This is a genomic window from Mycobacterium sp. NTMscope_Eco_3 (genome assembly GCF_976985685.1).
This window is the reverse complement of sequence record NZ_CDRJYZ010000001.1, coordinates 2,994,195-3,008,302: the sequence shown is the minus strand read 5'-3', so window position 1 is coordinate 3,008,302 and position 14,108 is coordinate 2,994,195. Positions and strand designations below refer to the sequence as shown.

At 68.2% G+C, this 14,108-nt stretch carries 12 protein-coding genes and 2 pseudogenes; 6 read left to right on the top strand and 8 right to left on the bottom strand.

The genetic code is table 11. The features are described 5' to 3' along the window. Positions 1-11: 11 nt before the first annotated feature. Entirely contained in the window at positions 12-1,226 is a 1,215-nt protein-coding gene (gene coaE, locus AC0KTM_RS13760) for a dephospho-CoA kinase (RefSeq protein WP_238956147.1), read from the top strand. Here the strand turns inward: coaE and AC0KTM_RS13755 are convergent, their stop codons facing one another. From AC0KTM_RS13755 to AC0KTM_RS13730, 6 genes and pseudogenes are all read right to left on the bottom strand, one after another. Then, a complete protein-coding gene (locus tag AC0KTM_RS13755) occupies positions 1,227-1,640 on the bottom strand; it encodes a hypothetical protein (RefSeq protein ID WP_014942330.1) in 414 nt (137 codons plus the stop codon). 58 nt (positions 1,641-1,698) lie between these two features. Further along, positions 1,699-2,484, bottom strand: coding sequence for an Fpg/Nei family DNA glycosylase (locus AC0KTM_RS13750; RefSeq protein WP_472415838.1), 786 nt, complete (start codon positions 2,482-2,484; stop codon positions 1,699-1,701). Positions 2,485-2,643: 159 nt separating this feature from the next. Further along, a pseudogene (locus AC0KTM_RS13745) lies at positions 2,644-2,788 on the bottom strand (ATP dependent DNA ligase); the annotation flags it as partial. A 32-nt stretch (positions 2,789-2,820) separates the two neighbouring features. Next, the gene (locus AC0KTM_RS13740; protein ID WP_275254156.1) at positions 2,821-3,405 is read right to left on the bottom strand and encodes a fasciclin domain-containing protein; all 585 of its coding nucleotides are present in this window, start codon (positions 3,403-3,405) and stop codon (positions 2,821-2,823) included. Between the two features lie 103 nt (positions 3,406-3,508). Continuing rightward, a complete protein-coding gene (locus AC0KTM_RS13735) occupies positions 3,509-5,218 on the bottom strand; it encodes a cytochrome c biogenesis protein CcdA (protein WP_472415836.1) in 1,710 nt (569 codons plus the stop codon). Positions 5,219-5,306: 88 nt separating this feature from the next. Next, positions 5,307-5,855 carry a fasciclin domain-containing protein gene (locus tag AC0KTM_RS13730; RefSeq protein ID WP_472415834.1) on the bottom strand — a complete coding sequence of 183 codons (549 nt, stop codon included), beginning with the start codon at positions 5,853-5,855 and terminating at the stop codon, positions 5,307-5,309. Between the two features lie 368 nt (positions 5,856-6,223). Between AC0KTM_RS13730 and sigK the strand changes: the two genes are divergently transcribed. Together sigK and AC0KTM_RS13720 are read left to right on the top strand one after the other, a co-directional pair. Further along, positions 6,224-6,787, top strand: coding sequence for an ECF RNA polymerase sigma factor SigK (gene sigK / locus AC0KTM_RS13725; protein WP_014942324.1), 564 nt, complete (start codon positions 6,224-6,226; stop codon positions 6,785-6,787). Beyond that, on the top strand, positions 6,784-7,482 hold the full coding sequence (locus AC0KTM_RS13720; protein ID WP_225327493.1) for an anti-sigma factor: 699 nt from the start codon (positions 6,784-6,786) through the stop codon (positions 7,480-7,482). Before sigK ends, AC0KTM_RS13720 begins: the two co-directional genes overlap by 4 nt. On the opposite strand, the gene AC0KTM_RS13715 is transcribed toward AC0KTM_RS13720, so the two are convergent. After that, on the bottom strand, positions 7,463-7,912 hold the full coding sequence (locus tag AC0KTM_RS13715; protein WP_043955770.1) for a ribonuclease FAU-1 family protein: 450 nt from the start codon (positions 7,910-7,912) through the stop codon (positions 7,463-7,465). The two genes, AC0KTM_RS13720 and AC0KTM_RS13715, sit on opposite strands and share 20 nt — an antisense overlap. 94 nt (positions 7,913-8,006) lie before the next feature. Next, positions 8,007-10,511 carry an FHA domain-containing protein gene (locus AC0KTM_RS13710; protein WP_425326354.1) on the bottom strand — a complete coding sequence of 835 codons (2,505 nt, stop codon included), beginning with the start codon at positions 10,509-10,511 and terminating at the stop codon, positions 8,007-8,009. A 152-nt stretch (positions 10,512-10,663) separates the two neighbouring features. Here AC0KTM_RS13710 and AC0KTM_RS13705 point away from each other — a divergent pair, with 152 nt between their 5' ends. The 3 genes and pseudogenes from AC0KTM_RS13705 to AC0KTM_RS13695 form a co-directional block, all read left to right on the top strand. Continuing rightward, the gene (locus tag AC0KTM_RS13705; protein ID WP_238956142.1) at positions 10,664-12,727 is read left to right on the top strand and encodes a serine/threonine-protein kinase; all 2,064 of its coding nucleotides are present in this window, start codon (positions 10,664-10,666) and stop codon (positions 12,725-12,727) included. 191 nt (positions 12,728-12,918) lie between these two features. Beyond that, positions 12,919-13,215 (top strand): hypothetical protein, encoded by a 297-nt coding sequence (locus AC0KTM_RS13700; RefSeq protein ID WP_238956141.1) that lies wholly within the window; start codon positions 12,919-12,921, stop codon positions 13,213-13,215. Positions 13,216-13,218: 3 nt separating this feature from the next. After that, positions 13,219-13,941, top strand: a pseudogene (locus AC0KTM_RS13695) (hypothetical protein); the annotation flags it as partial. Positions 13,942-14,108: the final 167 nt, after the last annotated feature.

The window sequence follows — 14,108 nt, the reverse complement described above, 5'->3', positions numbered from 1 at the left end:
CTGAGGACGCCATGCTGCGTATCGGGTTGACCGGCGGCATCGGCGCCGGCAAGTCGGCGCTGTCGTCCACGTTCGAACGGTGCGGCGCCGTCATCGTCGACGGCGACGTCATCGCACGTGAGGTGGTCCAGCCGGGCACCGAAGGGCTGGCGGCGCTCGTCGAAGCGTTCGGTGACGACATCCTGCTGCCGGACGGAGCGCTCGATCGTCCGGCGTTGGCCGCCAAGGCTTTTCGTGACGACGAGGCGCGCCAGACGCTGAATGGGATCGTCCACCCCCTGGTGGGGATGCGCCGCGCGGAGATCATCGCGTCGGTGGCCGAGGATTCGGTTGTCGTCGAGGACATTCCGCTGCTCGTCGAGTCCGGGATGGCGCCGCTGTTCCCGCTCGTGGTCATCGTGTACGCAGACGTCGAGCTGCGGCTGCGGCGGCTGGTCGAGCAACGCGGCATGGCCGAAGACGATGCCCGCGCCAGGATCGCCGCGCAGGCCGGCGACGACCAGCGCCGCGCTGTGGCCGACATCTGGTTGGACAACTCCGGCAGCCCGGAAGACTTGGCGCGCCGGGCGCAGGAGGTGTGGGACAACCGCATCGTGCCGTTCGCCCACAACCTGAGCACGCGCCAGATCGCCCGGGCGCCGGCCCGTTTGGTGCCGCCCGACCCGACCTGGCCGGATCAGGCGCAACGAATCCTCAACCGCCTCAAGACGACCTGCGGGCACCGGGCGCTGCGCGTCGACCACATCGGTTCGACGGCCGTGCCGGATTTTCCGGCCAAGGACGTCATCGACATCCAGATCACGGTCGAATCATTGGATGTCGCCGACGAACTCGTCGAACCGTTGCTATCTGCCGGTTACCCGCGCGTCGGGGACATCGGCGAGGATGTTCCCAAGGACACCGCCCGCAGCACCGACCTGAGGTACGACCACAGTGATGCTCCAGGGCTGTGGCACAAGCGCTTTCACAAATCAGCCGACCCGGGCCGGATTACCAACGTGCATATCCGGGTGGCCGGCCATCCCAATCAGCAGTTCGCGCTGCTGTTCGTCGATTGGCTGAGGGCCGACCCCGACGCGCGCGCCGAGTACCTGAGCGTCAAGCGCGCGGCCGAACAGCTCGCCGGCGGTGACACTGCGATATACGCCGACAGCAAGGAGCGCTGGTTCCTCGGCGCCTACCGGCGGGCCTGGGAGTGGGCCGACTCGACGGGCTGGCGCCCTTAGCTAGGGCAGCGGCGCCCCGCACTGCAGCGCACCGTTGTTGGGATCGGCGTTCCCGGCCACCGGCCTGACCATTTGGTCAGCCTGGACGAAAACGTTGTCGTCCACGTCGATCTCGCAGTGCACGTTCGCCGAGTACGGGAAGTGCAGCACGATGCGCATGCCGGCCTGCTGCGGGTCGGGCAACACCGTGTCGGCTTCGAACGCGTTGCCGGGCATCGAGCTCAGCCCAGCGGTGTTCGTCTGGCCGCCGTTGATCACGAACGTGGCCTGACTTCCCGTCGTGACGCCGTCGATCCTGGCGCGATAGGTGATGTTGTGCAGATCCGCCCTCGCCGTCGCCGGGTTCAGCTGGGCGCCGGCGGCGATCAGCGTCACCGCGGCGATCGGCAGGATCCTGCGGCCTTTGCAGCTCATAGCCGGTGACATTACAACCAGCGTGATTTGCGAACCAGATGGTTTGCGCTGGAGTGCGTCAAGGCTGGCAGCGCGGACACCACAGCGTCGCCCGGCCGCCCACCCGGGCACGCTCGAGCGGCGTGCCGCAGCGCGGGCAGCGCGGGTCGGGTTCGTCACGCACCCTGGTGAGCCAGCGTGGCAAACCCGGCACCCGGCCATGCCGCACGGCGGTGCGCAGCACCCGCGTCATCGCGGCATGCAAGGTCTTCGCGTCGTCGTCACCCAATTCCGCGACGGCCACGGTGGGCCGAATCCTGGCCCGCGAGCAGATCTCGTCGACCAGCAGGTTGCCGAGGCCGGCGATCACCGATTGGTCCATCAGCGTGGGTTTGAGCTGGCGCGAGCGTGCGGATCGGGAGTTCAGCACCGCGCGGAATTCGCGCAACCCGAGGCCCAGCGCGTCGGGACCCTGCGGGCCCGTGACGTGGGTGATGTCGTCGGCATCGTCGGCCAGCCATATCCCGCGCAACTTGCGGAGGTCGGCGTAGCGCAGTTCGCCGCTGTCCAGCTCCAGCACGAGCCGCTCGTAGGGGTCGCGGGTGGCCCCGCTCGCGGCATAGTAGGGGCGGCCGGTCATGCCGCTGTGGATCAGCAGTGCCGGGCCGTCCGTGGGCAGCACGAGCCACTTGCCGTGCCGGCGTGGACCGGCGAATCGGTGACCGGTCAGCCTGCGCGCGAACGCTTTTGCGGTGGTGTTACGCAAGATCCCCGGATCGTGCACCTGCACGTGCCGGATCCGCCGCCGCGGCAACCCGGCGGCCAGTTGCCGCCGGAACCCTTCCACGTCGGGCAGTTCAGGCACCGAGCTTCGCCACGCGCCGCAGTGGGCCCGCCGGGGAGCGGACGTGCCTCGACATGTTCGCCCACGAATCCGGTTGTCCGGCAGGCTGTTTGGGGCGATCTCGAATGGTCAACCGGTCGGCCCGGAAATCCTGCTGGATGAAACCGGGTTCAGCAGCCATCAGTGCGTCTCCCGCACGACTTCGCCGGGTTCCTTGTCGGCGCGCACCGAGGTAGCGCGGATGCCGCAGCTTGCCATCGCGCGTCCACTCGCTGAATCCGATCTGAACCACCATCTCGGGGCATACCCAGTGCGCGCCGGCCTCGCGATCATGGCGCCAGGGTAGCCCCGGCCGCGCTACGCCGGTGGCATCAAAACGGTGTCGATCATGTACACCGTCGCGTTGGCGGTCGGCACCCCGCCGCAGACCACGCCGGCGTTGTTGACGGTCAAGTTGTTTCCCTGACCGTTGACGGCCAGGTCGGCACCCTGCAGGGTGCGGTGACTGCCGATCACCTTCGCGGGGCTCAGCTGGCCCTGCACGACGTGGTAGGTCAAAATCTTGTTCAGCATCGCGGAGTCGGTTTTCAGCTGGTCGACCGTCGAGGCCGGCAGCTTGTTGAACGCGTCGTCGGTCGGCGCGAACACCGTGTACTGACCGTTGTTGAGGGTGTCGACGAGATTGACCTGCGGGTTGAGCTGGCCGGACACCGCGGAAGTCAGCGTCGTGAGCATCGGGTTGTTGGAGGCCGCCACCGCGACGGGCACCTGCGACATGCCCTGCACCGAGGCGGGGCCGTCGGGGTGTGCGCTCGCGTAGTCTCCGCATCCCGGTCCGACCAGGTCGGCGGCCGCGGCCAGCGGGGACGTTGTGATCGCGAAACCCATCATGGTCACCGCGGCAAGCCCCGTTGCCGCCATTGCTTTTTTGTCCAGTTTCATCGCGTTGGTCCCTCCGGTTCGTCGACGGCCACCTTCGGCCGTCGTTACCGGGGATTCGGAGCCGCGGCGCTGTTGGATTGCCCAGCGGCGCGATTGGTGGCGATCAACCGTAGGTGAACGAATACACCTGCAGCCCTTTGCCGGGACGCACCTCGAGGGTGCCGGTGTCGGGATGGTCGCCGGCGACGATCTGGTGTGACGTCGGCGGCCCGCTGATCGGCAGCGGGGTGGAGCGGCCATCGCGCGTCACCGTGACGGTCCCGGTTCCGCCGACGACCAGGTAGACGTTGGTGGCGTGGTAGTTGAGTTTGATGCTGGACTGGTCGCTGTCGGCGGTCGCGCCCTGGTAGTCGAGCGTCCACGGCCCTCGCAGCGCGAAGCTGTCGGCCGCGAGGGCCGGGGGATAGTCGAATGTTGCTGAGCCCTCGTCGTATTGGCCGCTGCCGCCATAGTTGACGACCTTGCCGACGGCGAAGTACGTCTCGGGGGTCGTCTGGTGCCGCGGGGTGGTGTCGGCGGCGTCCACTGGCGGGGGCAGCGCGGCCCGGGGGTCCGCGAGGGAGATCAATTGCCGGATCAGCCGCTCGGTGACGTGGTAGTCGCCCTCGCCGAACTTGATGTGGCGCACCGTGCCGTCCGCGTCGATCAGGTATTCCGCGGGCCAGTACCGATTGCGGTAGTTGGTCCAGGTGGAGTAGCCGTTGTCGAGCGCGATCGGGTATTTGATGCCGAGGCCGGCGGCGCCCTTGGCGACATTGCCGGGTACCTTTTCGAACGCGTACTCGGGGGTGTGCACCCCGATGACTTCGAAGTCGTCGCCGTGATAGGCGTTGTACCAGCCGACGACGTGCGGGATCGCGCGCTGGCAGTTGATGCACGAGTACGCCCAGAAGTCGATCAACACGACCTTGCCGCGCAGCGATTTCAGCTCGATCGGGGTGCCGGCGGGGGTGTTCAGCCAGCCGGCGATGCCTTTGAGATCGGGTGCCGGGCCGCAGTTTTCGAGCTCCGGGGCGCCATTGCTGCAGCGGGACAGCTGCGCGTTCTGATCGTTGACGATGCCGCCCAGGTTGAGCTTTTCCCGGACCCGCTGATCGCCGGCGAGTTTGTCCTGCAGCGCGCCGGTGTAGTCGGGGATCGCCTGCTGCAGCAGCGCGGGCACATTGAACACGAGCGCCGCCGAGAGCCCGATCGTGACTATGCCTGCGGCGATGCGGATCCCGCGCTGCCGGCGCCGGAAGGCCGCCACCCGTTGCGCCACTTGCCGGCCCGCCAGCGCGAAGATCAGCAGCGGCAGCGCGGCACCGATGGCGAACGCGCAGGTGAGCACGACCGTGCCCGTTCCGATCGAGGCGGTCGCCCCGGCGACCACGATCGCGGCCAGCACGGGACCGGCGCAGGGGACGTAGAGCACGCCCAATGCCAGGCCGACACCGAAACCGTTGCCGCGCCCGCCGATTTGCTTCTGCGGGATGCGCGCGAAGGGGCGCTCCAGGAGTTGTTCGAACCTGGGGAAGATCAGGCCCAACCCGATCGCGACCAGGGCCGCCAGCGCCGCCCACCGGATGGCGTCCTGCGGCAGGCCCAGCAGCCAGAGCAGCGTCGACCCGATCAGGGTGACCAGGCTGAAGCTGAGCACGAGGCCGACGATCACCCGGTAGGGCCGTAGCCGTTGCGAGCGTGAATGTTCGGTCGCGTCGCCGCCGGAGCCTTGCGCGCCCGAGAAGAAGATCACCGGCAGCACCGGCAGAATGCACGGTGACACGCCGGTGATCAAGCCTCCGACGAAGCCGATCAGCGCGAGAGTCAACATGACTGCTATTCGCAGCCGGCCCGGTCATGGATCGCATCGAGTCTCGTGCGCCCACGGCAGGCGCGCGAAGGCCGATGCGCCGAAGGACCTACTGGGCCGGCGGCATCAGCACGGTGTCGATCATGTACACCGTCGCGTTGGCGGTGTGCACCCCTCCGCACACCAGACCGGCGTCGTTGACCTTGAGGCCATTGCCCTGGCCGGTCACGTTCACGGTGGCGCCCTGCAGCGTCGCGTGACTGCCGCCGATCTTGTTCGGGCTCGTCTGTCCCTGCACGACGTGATAGGTCAGGATGCTCTTGAGCATCGGCGCGTCGGTCTTCAGCTTGTCCAGCGTCGCCGCGGGAAGTTTGTCGAAGGCGGCGTTGGTCGGCGCGAAGACCGTGTACTGGCCGTTGTTGAGGGTGTCGACGAGGTTCACGTCGGGGTTGAGCTTGCCCGACAGGGCCGACGTCAACGTGGTGAGCATCGGATTGTTCGACGCCGCGGTGGCGACCGGGTCCTGCGCCATCCCCGCCACCGAGCCCGGGCCGGTGGGGTTCTGCTTCGCGTAGTCCCCGCAACCCGGGCCGACCAGGTCAGCGGCGGGGTCGGCGGCGCCCGACGTTGTGGAAGGCGCGGTCATGCTGCTGGTCATGCTGCTGGTTGTCGGCCCAGACGCCGACTTGTTGCTGGAACATCCTGACAAGCCGACTAACAGTGCGGTCGCTGCCAGCCCCGTGGCCGCGACCGTCCTTGCGCGAGCGTTCGTCATTGCGTTCGACTCCTTCGTCATGGGCGGCCTTGTGCCGCCGTATTTCGGCCGGACCGCAGTCATTCGGAAACGACGGGGCGGTGGACGGAAATTGGGGCGCACAACAAGTGCGGGCCGCCCGGCGGCCGCGGTGCGATTTCTCGCAACGTCCGCGGCCGGGGCGGCCCCGAATACCAGTTATGGAGGTCCTCGCAGCCGCTCGAACGGCGCGAGTGCGCGCGGCGCCGCGGGACTCGTTACGCTATCGCGCCATGGGTAGTTCGGCGCGCGTCAGCGGCGAGCTCGATACGTTGCTGCGCCGGGTGGCCGACCGGGACACCGATGCGTTCGCGCAACTCTACGACCAGACGCGCGCCCGGGTCTTCGGGCTGGTGTTCCGGGTCCTTCGCGATCCCGGATACAGCGAGGAGACGACCCAGGAGATCTACCTGCAGTTGTGGCGCAACGCCCGGGCCTACGATCCGGCGGCCGGGAGCGCGGTGGCGTGGATCCTGTCGCTGGCGCACCGGCGGGCCGTCGACCGGGTCCGTGCCGAACAAGCGGCGACGGATCGCGAATCACGCTACGGCGCCGCGGATGTCGAGCGCGATCGCGACGTCGTCGCCGACGCCGCGATGGCCCGCGACGAGCGCGACCGGGTCGTCGAATGCCTGCAGGGGTTGACCGACGCCCAGCGTCAATGCGTCGAATTGGCCTACTACCAGGGCCTGACCTACGCTCAGGTTTCCGAGCGTCTTGCGCAGAACCCGTCGACGATCAAATCGCGGATGCGGGATGCCTTGCGCAAACTCCGTCGTTGTTTGGATGTGCCATGACCGACCCATCCGATTTCACCCTGCTCGAGCTGGCCGCCGCGTACGCGCTCGACGCCGTCTCCGACGCCGAACGCGCGGATATCGAGCGACGCGTCGCGGCCGCGCCGCCGTCGGTCGCCGAGGAATTTCACGCCGAAGTGCGGGCGGTTCGCGAGACGATGGCGGTCGTGTCGGCGCACACCGAACTGGATCCGCACCCGAGGCTGCGCGCCAAAGTGCTGGCGGCCGTCGAACCCCGTCGCTCCGGCCGGATACGTTGGCGCACAGCGGCATTGGCGGCCGCCGCGGCCGTGGTCGCCGCGGTGATCGCTACCGGCGTCACCGTGGCGCTCCGCCCGACGCCGACGACATCGACGGCGGAGGCCGTCTTCGCCGCGCCGGACGTCCACACCGCCACCGCCGAACTGCCGGCCGGTGGCACCGCTACCGTGGTGTTCTCCCGGCAACGCAACGCGGCGGTGGTCGTGCTGAACAACGTCGCGCCGCCCCTGCCCGACAGCGTCTACGAGATGTGGCTGATCGACCAGAACGGGCCGCGCCCGGCGGGCACCATGGGTGCCGACACCGTCAAGCCGTCCACCACCGCCATCGTGCCCAACCTAGGGCACAGCACCGTGCTCGCGGTGACGGCCGAACCGGGGCAGGGCTCCGCCCAACCCACGACCACACCGTTTCTCAAACTCCCGTTGAGCTGAGCCAGGTCAGTTCCATGCCGCCGCCGGCCAGCCACCGCGACAGGTCATAGCCGTTGCGGGCCAATCCATCCACCGCGGCCACGGCGCGTTGCACCGCCAGCTCCGCGACCTCGGGGGTTAGCAGGCCGTGGCGCACCGCGTCGAGCAACTCGTCGACATCGGCCAGTTCCGCGCGGGCACCGGTGCGTACCTCGATGTCGAGGTAATGATCCTCGGAACGCCATACCTCGGGGCCCGGCGTGTATTCGCCCACATCCAGGTAGTAGTCGTGGTCGCGTTCATGGCCGGGATTGAAGTGAAAGACCGTGGCGCGCAAGCCCAAGGACGGCAGCAGCCACGACTCGAGGTAGTGGAACTGGGCGCGGCCGGGGGTGGGACGCGCGACATAGAGACCCCACGGGCGCACCGCATACTCGTCCACGGCCCGCACAATGCCCTTGGGATCGGTGTTGGTGCGGCCCGCCAGGTCGAACGTTTCGTGTTTCGGTGGATGAATGTCGCTTTTCCTCCTGAATGATGTCACCCTACCGGCGCAACCGGATCTTCCACCGCACAAAGCCGGCATACAGCAGCGACAGCGCGGCCAGCATGCCCATGTCGAGCAGCCAGCTCTTCGGCGTGTGCTGCCAGAACCTGTCCTGCGACAGCAGCGAATCGGGCACCAGGTGCCGCAGGTCCACCGTCGACGAGGCGGCGGCATAGCCCCAGCGCGCCGGCATCGCCCAGGACAGCTGGTTCAGGCCGAGCCGGCCGGTCACGGGCACCATGCCGCCGCACAGCACCAGCTGCGCCATCACGGTCACCACGAACAGCGGCATGATCTGCTCGCTGGAGCGCACCAGCGACGAGATGGCCAGTCCCAGGATGGCCGACGCGACGCACGTCGCGGCGACGGTGGTAAACAGTTCGACGGTGGCCCCGAGCGTGGAGTGGCCGAACAGAACCGCGCCGCGCGTGGGTGCGCCCTTGCCGGCCACCACGATCGCCGTGACGATCGCCGACTGCAGGATGGCGAACGCGCAGAACACCGCGCTCTTGGCGAGCAGGTAGGCGGTGGTCGACAGGCCGACCGCCTGCTCCCGCTGAAAGATGGCCCGCTCGCCGACCAGGTCGCGAATCGTCAACGCGGTGCCCATGAATGCCGCGGCCGGCATCAACAGGGCGAGTATCTGCGCGGCCTCGTCGGGCGTTCCCGCGTTCGGCCCGGGCGCACGAAATCCGTTGCTGCCCGGGACGGTCAATGACAGCGAACCCAGGATGAACGGCAGCAGCGCCAGGAAGACGAAGTAGGCGCGGTCGGCGACGACGAGGCGAAATTGCCGTCGGGCGATGGTCGAGATCTGGCGTCGCACGCTGGTGTGCACCGGCTCGCCGAGGCCGCTGGGCTCATCGGCCTTGTCCGGCACGCGCTTTTGGGCCTCGCTCCGTTCCACAAAGCGACGGTTCGCCTCGTCCGGGTCCGCACCGACCTGGGTGAAGATCTTGGCCCAGTTGGTGGTCCCCATCGCGTCGCCGATCTGCTCGGGCGAGCCGCGGTAGGCCGTCTTACCGCCGGGGGCCATCAGCAACACCTGGTCGCAGACGTCCAGGTAGGACAGCGAGTGCGTGACCACCAGCACGACGCGGCCGGCGTCGGCCAACTGGCGCAGCATCGTCATGACCTGCAGGTCGAGCGCGGGGTCCAGGCCCGAGGTGGGCTCGTCGAGGATCAGCAGTGACGGCCCGGTCAGCAGCTCGAGCGCCACCGACGCGCGTTTGCGCTGCCCGCCGGAGAGCTTGTCCACGCGGGTGTCGGCGTGCTTGGTCAGGTCGAGCTCGTCGAGCACCTGGGCGACGACCTTGGCGCGGTCCGCTTTGCCCGTGTCGGGCGGCAGCCGCAGCTCGGCGGCGTAGCCCAGCGCCTGGTTGACGGTCAGCTGGCGATGCACCACGTCGTCTTGGGGCACCATGCCGATCCTGCTGCGCAGGGACGCGTACTCGGCGTGAATGTTGTGTCCCTCGAACGTAACTGAGCCCGAGCTCGGGGTGGTGTAGCCGGCGATGAGCCTGGCCAGGGTGCTCTTTCCGGCGCCCGACCCGCCGATCACGGCCGTCAGTGTTCCGGGACGGGCGATCAGCGAGATGTCGTCGAGCAGTTGTTTTCCGTTGTCGACGACGTACTTGACGTTGCGCACCTCGAGGCCGCCGGTGCGTGTCGCGGCCTCGCTGTGTGGGGTGAGCGTGCCGGCGCGAAAGACCAGGTCGACGTTGCCGATGGTGACGACGTCGTCGTCGGACAGGATCGCCGACCCGACCCGGGTGCCGTTGACGAACGTGCCGTTGACGCTGTTGTCCCGGATCTCGGTGCCCAGCGGCGTGGGGACCAAGGTCGCGTGCTGACGCGACGCCAACACGTCGGGGACGACGATGTCGTTTTCGGGGGCACGCCCGATGGTCATTGCGCCGGTGGTGCCCGCGGCGGACGACGCGCGCGGGGAGAGCAATCTCACAAAACGCGTCGCCAGGTTCGACACGTCGGCAGTCTTGGCGTCGATCACCGTGAATTCCGTTGCGGGTGAAACGGAGTGGACGACGGTCGGCGGCTCGGGTGGACCGCCCCGGCCCGGCGGCGGCCGATGCGGCGCGTTCGGTTGCGCGCCCGGCGCTGACCACGCCAGTGTCGGCGGGCCGGAATCGTGGCGGGGCCGGGTGCGGGCCGGGCGGCCGGCGTGGCCCTGGCGGGGCCCGATCGCGAAGGTCAGGTGCGGGCCCCGCGGGTTCCCGACGTGGATGCTCTGGCCGTCGTGGATGTCGATGACCGGCATCCGGTAACCGTTGAGATAGGTCCCGTTCAGGGAGCCGTTATCGATTGCCAGCCAGCGGCCTTGGTCGAAACGCAGGATCAGATGCGCGCGCGAGATTCGCGGATCGGCGATCCGCACGTCGGCCTGCACGTCGCGTCCGACGACCACTTCGTGTCCGGCCGCGAAGGATCGTTGGGACCCGTCGTGCCGAATCGTCAGGAGGGGCGGGGCGGGTCGAGTCACCACTCAAGTATCGGGCCGCGCCGGCCATGCTTCGATGAGATCCGGCTGTGACTTCCCTTTGTTTCGGCTCGGCGATTCATAGCGCTTTCATAGTCGGCTGAGTCGAATCGCCCACTGGCGTGCGGCATTATTCGAACGAGGGGGCCAAGCGATTAATGGATGAGCACAAGCGAACGACCCGGCGCATCGGCACCGGGCGACGACTGCTGGGCAACCCGCGCCAGGCCCGTGAGGCCCTGCGCGCGGGTTTTCACTCGCTGCCCGCCATGCCGATCGGGCAGCTGTTTCGCCGGATACCACCGGTAAGTTCCGCGCCGAACGCGGAACCCGAAGCGGCACAACCGCGCAGCGAGTCCAGTGCGCCGCGCCTTGCGGTGGGAAACGGCGCGTCCTTCGCCGGCTACACGATCTTGCGGCAGCTGGGCGCCGGCGGCATGGCCGAGGTCTACCTGGCGTTGCATCCGCGGCTGCCGCGCCGCGACGTGATCAAGGTTCTCGCCGAGGCGGTGACGGCCGATCCCGAGTTCCGCGAAAGGTTCAACCGGGAAGCCGATCTCGCGGCGACGCTGTGGCATCCGCACATCGTCGGCGTCCACGACCGCGGCGCATTCAACGGGCATCTGTGGATTTCTATGGACTATGTCGAGGGCACCGATGCGTCGCGGTTGGTCAAAGAGAGCCACCCCGAAGGCATGCCGATTCACGAGGTGGGCGCCATCGTGCACGCGGTCGCGGGCGCGCTGGACTACGCGCATGACCGTGGCCTGCTGCACCGCGACGTCAAGCCCGCCAACATCCTGCTCACCCATCCTGAGGATGGGGAGCGCCGAATCCTGTTGGCGGACTTCGGTGTCGCGCGTCACCTGGGTGACGTGAGCGGCATCACCGAGACCAATGTCGCGGTGGGAACGGTGGCCTACGCCGCGCCCGAGCAGCTTGCGGGTGCGCCTATCGACGGGCGGGCCGACCAATATGCTTTGGCGGCAACGGCTTTCCACCTGCTCACCGGCGCCCCGCCGTTCCAGCATTCCAACCCGATCGCGGTGATCAGCCAGCACCTGCACGAGGCCCCTCCTCGGCTCAGCGATTTTCGGCCGGACCTGGCGGGGCTCGACGACGTGTTCTCGAAGGCGCTGGCCAAACGGCCCGAGGACAGGTTCGCGCGCTGCCGCGAATTCGCCACCACCGTCAGCGAGCAGTTCTCCGAAGCGGGCCGCCGCCCGCCGCGCGCCGTTCCGTTGACACCGCACCGCCGGCGCGGACCCGGTGGCGCCCTGGCGGCCTTGAACCACCGCTTTTCGTCGAAAACCCGGTGGGCCGCGGCGCTGGTGTGCGCGGTGCTCGTCGCCGTCGCGGCGACCTGGTCGATCCTGTACTCCGTCGAGCCCGCCGCGCCGCCGCCCCACCCCACCCTCGCGTCCAAACCGTCGGTCCCCGTTGCGAGTGCCGCACCTACCGCCGGGGGACCGGCGCTGAATGGGACGTACCGGCTGGACTACGACCAGACCAAGCGGACCACCAACGGCATCGGCATCCGCCACGGCGGGGCCACCACCGATTGGTGGGCGTTCCGGTCGGCCTGTACGACCAACGGATGCGCGGCGACCGGGACCCAGCTCGACGATGCCACCCACCAACTGGCCAACACCGCCGGCGGCGGCCAGGCCGACACCCTGCGCTACGTGGGTGGTTACTGGCAGGGGGCGCCCGAGCAGCTGCGGGTGGGCTGCGCCCAGCCGAACGGGCACGTCCCGGCCACCCAGCAGGAAACCGTCGCCTGGTCACTGGCGCCGCAGGCCGACGGCACGCTGCGCGGCACGGAGACCGAGACCGTACTCAGCAACGAGTGCGGTGCTCAGGGGGCCGTGGTCCGGGTGCCCGTGGTGGCCACCCGGGCGGGCGCCGCGCCGGCCGGGGTGACGTTGGGCGACCCCACCCAGGTCATCAACACCTCGGCCACCGCGCCCGCCCCGGCGCCGCCCGTGCTCGGCGGGTTGTGCGCCGACGTCGGCAAGGTCGCCTACGACCCGACCAACAACGAGCAGATCGTGTGCGAGGGCAGCAGCTGGGCCAAGGCCCCCATCACGATGGGCGTGCACGCGGCCGGCAGCTCGTGCGACCGGCCGGGCACCTCGGTGTTCGCCATGAGCACCTCCAGCGACGGCTACCTGTTGCAATGCGATCCGGTCACCCGGACGTGGACGCGTCCCGCGGGATAGCCGGGGACGGCCGCGCGGAGTGGTCAGCCTCCAGGGACCAATAGGTGACTTTCACATCCGCTAGCGGATGCGCTAGCAGGTTCGGGAACCGCCTCGTCGTTCCCTCCTGGTACCCATGTGACGGATGTGGGCGGGCGCATCGCAGCGCTGAGTGACTTTCGCGGCGACGCATTCCAAATAAACTTGCGCCCATGCAGGTAGTACGCGTGGACACGGCCGGGCTGCAGGCGATGGCCTCCCGGTGGGAGGCGTCGGCGGGCGAACTACAGGCTTCGATCGCTCCGGTTGCGCCGGGATTGTCGTGCCAGGCCAGCGCGGCCGCCGTCAACATCGCCCATGCCGACGTCATGGCATTCACGGCTGCGCTGGCCGGTCGGGTGCAGACCCACGCAACTCGTGTCACCGAAGCCGACGGCCGCTACACCCTCAACGAAGCTGACGCGGCTGACGAGATGACCGCAGTGACCCATTCGGCGATTGTCGTGTAGCCCATGACAGCAGTCGGGGGCTCTCCCATCCTCTCGCAGGTGCTGTCCTGGCCGACCCAACACCTGACCGACGCAGCCGATTACTGGGAGGCCGTGGGGGCACGCAATTACACGGTGGCCAATCAAGTCTGGCGTGATGGCCTATCCGTTGATTGGCAAGGTCGCGCCGCTGATGCGTTGCACACCACGACGCACGCCGACATGCAGAAAACAAGCGCGGTTGTCGACCAACTGCAACTCGCGGCAAAAGCCGCCCGAGGCGGGGCCTCCGACTTGTCCGCGGCACGCTCGCGAGTTCGATATGTCGTCGAGGACGCCTTTAGGGCGGGGTTCGATGTGCGCGAAGACATGTCGGTCACCGATCGTTCGACTGCCGGTTCGATTGCGCAGCGCGCCGCCCGGCAAGCTCAGGCGGAAACATACGCCGGTGATATTCGCCAACGTGCTGCGCAAGTGGTCGCCCTGGATCAACAGGTCGCCGGCAAAGTCAGCGCGGCCATGGCCGGGATCCGCGACACCTTCCCGCCGGAACCGAATCCACCCGGGCTGGACCGAAAACCCAAAATCCAAGCCGTCGACAACCACACGTTCAAGCAAGCACCACCGCCACCGGGGACGTACCCCGTCAATGAGGTGGTCGCCGAGGCCACCGATTTAGACGGCAACCGCGTCGTTCTCCGACGCGGTTACTACGATGCGGAGACCAAAAAGGGATGGGGCTGGAACACCAATGTGCCCATCAACTGAAACTTCCGACGTGCATAGCGAATTCGCAGCACGAGTGCTGCGGAACCTATTGCGCCACATCGAAGATGAGAACAGACGAGGAAGCAAGCCGTTCCTGGTCTCACATGCGTGGACCGACGGACCAACGATGTACCTCGTGTACGCGG

Coding starts and splice junctions, on each gene's coding strand:
- AC0KTM_RS13720 (WP_225327493.1), top strand. CDS start 6,784: ATGACCGACCCATCCGATTTCACCCTGCTCGAGCTGGCCGCCGCGTAC.
- sigK (WP_014942324.1), top strand. CDS start 6,224: ATGGGTAGTTCGGCGCGCGTCAGCGGCGAGCTCGATACGTTGCTGCGC.
- coaE (WP_238956147.1), top strand. CDS start 12: ATGCTGCGTATCGGGTTGACCGGCGGCATCGGCGCCGGCAAGTCGGCG.
- AC0KTM_RS13755 (WP_014942330.1), bottom strand. CDS start 1,640: ATGAGCTGCAAAGGCCGCAGGATCCTGCCGATCGCCGCGGTGACGCTG.
- AC0KTM_RS13705 (WP_238956142.1), top strand. CDS start 10,664: ATGGATGAGCACAAGCGAACGACCCGGCGCATCGGCACCGGGCGACGA.
- AC0KTM_RS13735 (WP_472415836.1), bottom strand. CDS start 5,218: ATGTTGACTCTCGCGCTGATCGGCTTCGTCGGAGGCTTGATCACCGGC.
- AC0KTM_RS13740 (WP_275254156.1), bottom strand. CDS start 3,405: ATGAAACTGGACAAAAAAGCAATGGCGGCAACGGGGCTTGCCGCGGTG.
- AC0KTM_RS13700 (WP_238956141.1), top strand. CDS start 12,919: ATGCAGGTAGTACGCGTGGACACGGCCGGGCTGCAGGCGATGGCCTCC.
- AC0KTM_RS13730 (WP_472415834.1), bottom strand. CDS start 5,855: ATGACCAGCAGCATGACCGCGCCTTCCACAACGTCGGGCGCCGCCGAC.